General features: G+C 67.4%; 4 protein-coding genes. 1 reads left to right on the forward strand and 3 read right to left on the reverse strand.

The features are described 5' to 3' along the window. Both RAN53_RS14715 and metH read right to left on the reverse strand, forming a co-directional pair. Window positions 1–1,329 (reverse strand): MATE family efflux transporter, encoded by a 1,329-nt coding sequence (locus RAN53_RS14715; RefSeq protein ID WP_305797550.1) that lies wholly within the window; start codon window positions 1,327–1,329, stop codon window positions 1–3. Between the two features lie 52 nt (window positions 1,330–1,381). Beyond that, window positions 1,382–5,101 carry a methionine synthase gene (gene metH / locus RAN53_RS14720; protein ID WP_305797551.1) on the reverse strand — a complete coding sequence of 1,240 codons (3,720 nt, stop codon included), beginning with the start codon at window positions 5,099–5,101 and terminating at the stop codon, window positions 1,382–1,384. Window positions 5,102–5,381: 280 nt separating this feature from the next. Here metH and nfuA point away from each other — a divergent pair, with 280 nt between their 5' ends. After that, the gene (nfuA, locus tag RAN53_RS14725) at window positions 5,382–5,972 is read left to right on the forward strand and encodes a Fe-S biogenesis protein NfuA (protein ID WP_305797552.1); all 591 of its coding nucleotides are present in this window, start codon (window positions 5,382–5,384) and stop codon (window positions 5,970–5,972) included. 93 nt (window positions 5,973–6,065) lie between these two features. On the opposite strand, the gene RAN53_RS14730 is transcribed toward nfuA, so the two are convergent. After that, window positions 6,066–7,097: a DNA-binding protein gene (locus RAN53_RS14730; RefSeq protein WP_305797553.1), complete on the reverse strand. Its 1,032-nt coding sequence runs from the start codon at window positions 7,095–7,097 to the stop codon at window positions 6,066–6,068. Between the last annotated feature and the right edge of the window lie 285 nt (window positions 7,098–7,382).

Here is a 7,382-nt window from a genome sequence, read left to right on the forward strand (position 1 = left end):
CTACACGCAGAGGCGCTGCCAGCGGCGACGCTGCCAGATCGCGGCGAACCACAGCGAATTGAGGCAGCGATAGGCGAGTTGCACCCACCAGATGCCCAGCAGCCCCTGCTCGAGCCAGACGCCTACCAGCCAGGCCAGCGGCAGGAACAGCAGCCATTGCAGCGACAGGGTGGCGGTCATCACCGTACGGTTGGCGCCGGCTCCGAGCAGCGCCTGGGCGAGCACCAGTGCCGCGGCGTCGAGCACGATCATCAGCGCCGTCAGGCGCAGCGGCAGGCGGGCCAGCTCGACCAGGGCCGGATCATGCAGGAAGAGGACGAGCACGGCGTCGGGAAACAGCGCCATGGGTAGCGCGATCACCGCCAGGCAGAGCCAGGCGAGGTGCACCACCTCCCAGCCCCAGCGGTGCGCGTCACCGTGCTCCTCGCGCCCCAGCGCCTGGCCCACCAGGCTCATGGCCGCCATGCCCAGCCCCACGCCGGGCAGGATCAGCAGCAGCGAGAGGTTCACCAGCACGTGGCCCACCGCCACGCTGGCGGTGCCTACCTGACCCAGTATCCAGAACAGCACCGCGTAGCCGGCCGCGAACCACAGTTGCTGGAAGGAGTGGGGGCCGGCCAGGCGCAGGGTGGTGAGGAAGGTGAAGCGTCGCGGCAGCCCGGCCAGGAAGCCGCTGGGCCGGGCATGGCGCAGGCTGGCCCAGGCCCAGAGGACGAGCCCGACGAACAGCGACAGGGTGGTGCCGAGGCCGGCGCCGGCGGCCCCCATGGCGGGCAGCCCCAGATAGCCGAAGATCAGCCCCAGGCTTGCCATCACGTTGATGGCATGCATCGCCAGGATGATGCGCAGGTAGAGGCCGGTCTGCTGGATGCCGTTCCAGTAGCCACGAAAGCAGAAGATCATCGCCACGGCAGCCAGCGACAGCACCCGCCAGCGAAAGTAGGCGACCGCCTCGGCGTTGACCGCCGGGTCCTGGCTGATCAGCGCCATCAGCGTCGGTGCCTGCCACAGGCAGAGCAACGTCACCGGCAGGGAGAGCCCCACGGCGATGACCAGGCCGGCATTGAGCGGCATGGCCAGGCGCGCCCCGGCCTGCTCGCCGTGGCGCCGTGCGGTCTGGGCCTGGACCCCGGAGGAGAGCCCGAACACCAGGGCGGTGATCATGAACATCACGTAGCCGCCGATCCCCACGCCGGCCAGGGGCACTTCGCCCAGCGAGCCCACCATGGCCGCATCGATCAGGTTGATCAGGCTCTGGGAGAGCATGCCGGCGATGATCGGCAGGGCGAGACGCAGGATGGTGCGACGGCGTGTCGAGGGAGGCAGCATGGCGGTCCGCGGCAGGAGCTGGGGGCGGGCCGCCGCGGCGGCCCGCCGAGGGTCAGGCGGGGTCGTAGGAGAGTACCGGCGCCAGCCAGCGCTCCATCTCCTCGAGCGTCATGCCCTTGCGACTGGCCAGTGACTCCACCTGATCGCGGGTGATCTTGCCGGTAGAGAAGTACTTCGACTGCGGATGCGAGAAGTACCAGCCGGCCACGGCGGCGGCCGGCCACATGGCGAAGTTCTCGGTCAGGGTGATGCCGGCCTGGTCGGTGGCCTCGAGCAGCCTGAACAGGGTGGGCTTCTCGGTGTGGTCGGGGCAGGCCGGGTAGCCCGGTGCCGGGCGGATGCCCTGATACTTCTCGGCGATCAGGGCGTCGTTGTCCAGGGTCTCTGCGGGGACATAGCCCCAGAACTCCTTGCGTACCCGCTCATGCAGACGCTCGGCGAAGGCCTCGGCCAGGCGGTCGGTGAGTGACTGCACCAGGATGGCGTTGTAGTCGTCGCCGGCGGCCTTGTAGCGCTCGGCCAGCGCCTCCACACCGTGGCCGGTGGTCACCGCGAAGCCGCCGATCCAGTCGGGCTTGCCGCTCGGCTCGCTGTCGGCACGGGGCGCCACGAAGTCGGCCAGGCTGTAGCAGACCCCGTCGCGGTTCTTGGTGGTCTGCTGGCGAATATGGTGCAGCCGCTCGATCACCTGGCGGCGGGACTCATCGGCATACACCTCGATGACGTCGTCATCGACGCTGTTGGCCGGCCAGATGCCGATCACGCCGCGCGCCTCCACCAGCTTCTCGTCGATCAGCTTGCGCAGCATCGCCTGGGCGTCGTGGAACAGGCTGCGCGCCGCCTCGCCGACCTTGGCATCGTCGAGGATCTTCGGGTACTTGCCGGCCAGCTGCCAGCTCATGAAGAAGGGCGTCCAGTCGATGCGCTCGACCAGCTCCTCGAGATCATAGTCGTCGAAGGCGAGGGTGCCGGTCATGGCCGGCCGCGGCGGGGTATAGGCGTCCCAGTCGAGGCGGCACTTGCGCTCCCTGGCCTGGGCATAGGTGAGATCGGCGGCCTTGGGACGACGCTTGGCGTTGCGCTCGCGAACCCGCTCGTACTCCGCGCTGATCTCCGCCACATAGGCCGGCTTGAGGGTCGGCGAGAGCAGCTTGCCGGCGACCCCCACGGCGCGGGAGGCATCGGACACGTAGATCACCGGCTGCGCGTACTGAGGCTCCACCTTCACCGCCGTATGGGCCTTGGAGGTGGTGGCACCGCCGATCAGCAGCGGCAGTTCGAAGCCCTGGCGCTGCATCTCCTTGGCCACGTGCACCATCTCGTCCAGGGATGGGGTGATCAGGCCGGAGAGGCCGATGATGTCGGCCTTCTCCTCCCTGGCGGTCTGCAGGATCTTCTCCGCCGGTACCATCACGCCGAGGTCGATGACCTCGTAGTTGTTGCACTGCAGGACCACGCCGACGATGTTCTTGCCGATATCGTGGACGTCGCCCTTGACCGTGGCCATGACGATCTTGCCCTTGGCCTGGGTGTCCTCGTTGAGGGCCTTCTCCGCCTCGATGTACGGGATCAGGTAGGCCACCGCCTGCTTCATGACACGGGCCGACTTGACCACCTGGGGCAGGAACATCTTGCCGTCGCCGAACAGGTCACCGACCACGTTCATGCCGTCCATCAGCGGCCCCTCGATCACCTCGATGGGGCGCTCGGCACGCTGGCGGGCGAGCTCGGTATCCTCCTCGATGTAGGCGGTGATGCCCTTGACCAGGGAGTGGGCGATGCGCTTCTCGACCTCCCAGGTGCGCCATTCGAGATCTTCCTTCTTCGCCGGGCCGCTGCCGTCGCCCTTGTACTTCTCGGCGAGGTCCACCAGGCGCTCGGTGCTGTCGCCGCGGCGGTTCTGGACCACGTCCTCGACCGCCTCGCGGAGCTCCTCGGCCAGGTCGTCGTAGACCGCCAGCTGGCCGGCGTTGACGATGCCCATGGTCAGCCCGGCGCGGATGGCATGGTAGAGGAACACCGAGTGGATCGCCTCGCGCACCGGATTGTTGCCGCGGAAGGAGAACGAGACGTTGGAAACGCCGCCGGAGACCATGGCGTGGGGCAGGTGCTCGCGGATCCAGCGGGTGGCCTCGATGAAGTCCACGGCGTAGTTGTCGTGCTCCTCGATGCCGGTGGCGATGGCGAAGATGTTGGGGTCGAAGATGATGTCTTCCGGCGGGAAGTCGAGCTCATCCACCAGGATGTGGTAGGCGCGCTGGCAGATCTCGGTCTTGCGCGCGAAGGTGTCCGCCTGGCCAGTCTCGTCGAAGGCCATCACCACCACGGCGGCACCATGCCGGCGGCAGATGGTGGCCTGCTCGCGGAAGGCGTCCTCGCCCTCCTTCATGGAGATGGAGTTGACCACCGCCTTGCCCTGGATGCACTTGAGGCCCGCCTCGATGATCTCCCACTTGGAGGAGTCGACCATGATCGGCACCCGCGCGATATCGGGCTCGCCGGCGATCAGGTTGAGGAAGCGCACCATCGCCTCCTGGGACTCGAGCATCCCCTCATCCATGTTGATGTCGATGATCTGGGCGCCGTTCTCCACCTGCTCCAGGGCCACCTCCAGGGCGGTGGTGTAGTCCTCGTCGACGATCAGCCGCTTGAAGCGCGCCGACCCGGTGACGTTGGTGCGCTCGCCGACGTTGACGAACAGCGAGTCGGGGCCGATGTTGAAGGGCTCCAGGCCCGACAGCCGGCAGGCCTGGGGAATGTCCGGCACTTGGCGCGGCGCCATGCCCTGGATGGCGGCGTGGATCGCCGCGATATGCTCGGGGGTGGAGCCGCAGCAGCCGCCGATGATGTTGACCAGGCCGCTTGCGGCGAACTCGGCGACGATGGCCGCCATCTCCTCGGGGGTTTGGTCATATTCGCCGAACTCGTTGGGCAGGCCGGCGTTGGGATGGGCGGAGACGAAGGTCTCCGCCTTGGTCGAGAGTTCCTCGATGTAGGGGCGCAGCTCCGCGGCCCCCAGGGCGCAGTTGAGACCCACCGTGAGCGGCTTGGCGTGGCGCACCGAGTTCCAGAACGCCTCGGTGGTCTGGCCGGAGAGGGTGCGGCCGGAGGCGTCGGTGATGGTGCCGGAGATCATCACCGGCAGGCGCTCGCCGCGCGACTCGAACAGCTCCTCCAGGGCGTAGATCGCCGCCTTGGCGTTGAGGGTGTCGAAGATGGTCTCGATCATGATCAGATCGGCGCCACCCTCGATCAGCGCCTCGGCGGCTTCAAAGTAGTTCTCGCGCAGCGCATCGAAGGTGACGTTGCGCTTGGCCGGGTCGTTGACGTCCGGAGAGAGCGAGGCGGTGCGTGAGGTGGGCCCGAGAACCCCGGCGACGTAGCGGGGGATGCCGGTCTCGGCGGCTACCGAATCGCAAACCTCACGGGCCAGGCGCGCCGCCTCGCGGTTGAGCTCGGGCACCTGCTCTTCCATGCCATAGTCGGCCTGGGAGAGACGCGTGCTGTTGAAGGTGTTGGTCTCGACGATGTCGGCGCCGGCCTCGAGGTACTCACGATGGATGCGTGTGACCAGGTCGGGGCAGGTCAGCACCAGCAGGTCGTTGTTGCCCTTGAGGTCCGACGGCCAGTCGGCGAAGCGCTCGCCGCGGAACTCCGCCTCGGACAGGCCGGCGTTCTGGAGCATGGTGCCCATGCCTCCGTCGAGCATCAGGATGCGCTCGGCGAGGCGTTCGATCAGGGTAGCGGTCTGGGCAGTAGGAACGGCGGCCATGGCGTGAGTCTGTCTCCAGCGGGTGGTGTCCGGGGGTGTCGTGGCCGCCGGGTGCCTCGGGGCATCTTCTGTGCGGCGACCTCTGTCAAGCCCGCCATGTTACCAAACTGGCCGCGGCGGGGGCAGGTGGGCGCACAAAAACCCAGCAAATCAGTCGGGATTGTCTCGCCGCGTCCCGTGTCTTACCATTAGCGTCATCAATGTATCCAGTACGCGGCGACACGCCGCTGCCGCGGACCGACAGCGACAGCTTTACAAGACAGCTTTAAAAGAGAGTGCCATGAGCGAACCGATCCAGATTACCGACAGTGCCCAGGACTACCTTGCCGAGCTGCTCGAGAAGCAGAACGTCGAGGGTATCGCGGTACGCATCTTCATCACCCAGCCGGGTACCCCCTACGCCGAGACCTGCCTGGCCTACTGCCGGCCCGGAGAGGAGGAGCCCACCGACGAAAAGCTGGACCTGCCCAAGCTCGGCGTCTTCCTGGACAAGAACAGCCTGCCGTTCCTCGAGGAGGCGGTAGTCGACTTCAATGCCGACCGCATGGGCGGCCAGCTGACCATCAAGGCGCCCAACGCCAAGATGCCCAAGGTCAACGCCGACAGCCCGCTGGAGGATCGCGTCAACTATATCCTCTACAGCGAGATCAACCCCGGCCTGGCGGCTCACGGCGGCGAGATCAAGCTGGTCGAGCTGACCGGCGAGAACGTGGCCGTGCTGGCCTTCGGCGGTGGCTGCCAGGGCTGTGCGGCGGTGGACCTGACCCTCAAGGAGGGCGTCGAGCGCACCCTGATGGAGCGTATCCCGGAGCTCGGCGGCATCCGTGATGTCACCGACCATACCGACACCACCAACGCCTACTATCGCTAGGCGCCGCCCGGGGCGATAGGCCCCCGCCGGGCCGCTGGCAACGGAAGGGCCCCGCCGATCGGCGGGGCCCTTCTGCTTATGCGCTCGGCGATTTCACGAGGCGCCATCGGGTGTCTCGTTCTCCATGCCAGCCTTGGCGTCATCCTGCTCTTCCTCGCGAGCGGCGGCCGGCCTCTGCCACAGGCAGCGATGGAGCTGCTCCTCCAGGTTCCTCACGCGCTGCGCCTGGTCCTCCAGGTGGCGTTTCTGCTCATCGATGCGGGCCTGGAGCAACGCCTGCTCGTGGTGGCGGGTGTCGGCCAGCGCCTCGGCCTGGCGGCGAGCCCAGTCGGTCTCCCGATGACGCTTCTCCTCCTCGGCCAGCCGGGCGCGCGCCTCCTGCAGCTGCGACTCCTGCCGGGCGAGGCGCTTCTCCAGCTGCTCCTCCCGACCGGCCGCCGCCTTCTCCTGGGTCAGTCGCTCCTGGCGCGCCTGGTCGAGCAGTGCCATCAGGCGGGACTCGGCGCTTTCATGGCGCTGCTCCTCCCGATTCAGGCGCTCGCGATGCTCGGCCTCGTGGGCTTGCATGGCCTGCTGGTGCTCGTCGGCCACGCGGCTGGCTTCGTCCCGATGGCGCTGCAGGAGAGACTCCGTCTCTGCCAGTCGCGTGGCGAGGCGCTCTTCGGATTTTCCCAGGGTCTCGACCTGCGCCTGACGCGTCGCCAGCTCGGCACTCAGCGCCTCGAGTCGCTGTTCGGTGCCGGCGAGGTGGCTCGCCAGTGCCGTTTCGCGCTGCCGGGCATCCTCTGCCTCGCGATGCGCGCCGGCGGCGGCATCCTGTGCCTCCTCGACCTTGCGGTCGGCCTCTTCCCGGTAGTGGCCCAACGCCTCGTTGGCGCTCTCCTGTGCCTGACGCCATAGCCCCTCGGCCAGCTCCTGAAGGGCGGCGGGCATGCCCCGGGGCGGCGGCACGTCGCGGTTCTCCTCGCGCTGCTGCCGCCAGGCGCGCAGGTGGTCGCTGATGGTGGTGAAGCTCCCGGTGCCCAGGATCTCGCGAATCTTCTGCACGCTGGGGGCATCGCCGCGAGTCAGCAGCTCATCGATGGCTCGCTGCACGTCTTCGTAGGTCACGCCGCTGCGCGCCATGGGTCTCTCCTCGGCAGGAAGGGGGGGCCAGCCGGTGGCTCGCGATGCCCCTCTGGGCTCGATATCCGGCGCAGCATAGCGGGGATTGTCGGCAAAAGGAAGGTTATTACATTGTACGTAATACGTAATTTACGTTATTGAATGGCGAAGAAAAGCAAGATTACGCGGCTTATCTTGCTTTTCATGGAGCGCGAACGGGATACTGTCTAGCAAGGAGCAAGGAGCAAGGAGCAAGGAGCAAGGAGCAAGGAGCAAGGAGCAAGGAGCAAGGAGCAAGGAGCAAGG

It is taken from the genome of Halomonas sp. SSL-5 (genome assembly GCF_030708455.1).
Classification (GTDB): domain Bacteria; phylum Pseudomonadota; class Gammaproteobacteria; order Pseudomonadales; family Halomonadaceae; genus Halomonas.

Excerpts from the sequence above, each read along its gene's own strand:
- metH (WP_305797551.1), bottom strand. The coding sequence starts at position 5,101 with ATGGCCGCCGTTCCTACTGCCCAGACCGCTACCCTGATCGAACGCCTC.
- nfuA (WP_305797552.1), top strand. The coding sequence starts at position 5,382 with ATGAGCGAACCGATCCAGATTACCGACAGTGCCCAGGACTACCTTGCC.
- RAN53_RS14715 (WP_305797550.1), bottom strand. The coding sequence starts at position 1,329 with ATGCTGCCTCCCTCGACACGCCGTCGCACCATCCTGCGTCTCGCCCTG.
- RAN53_RS14730 (WP_305797553.1), bottom strand. The coding sequence starts at position 7,097 with ATGGCGCGCAGCGGCGTGACCTACGAAGACGTGCAGCGAGCCATCGAT.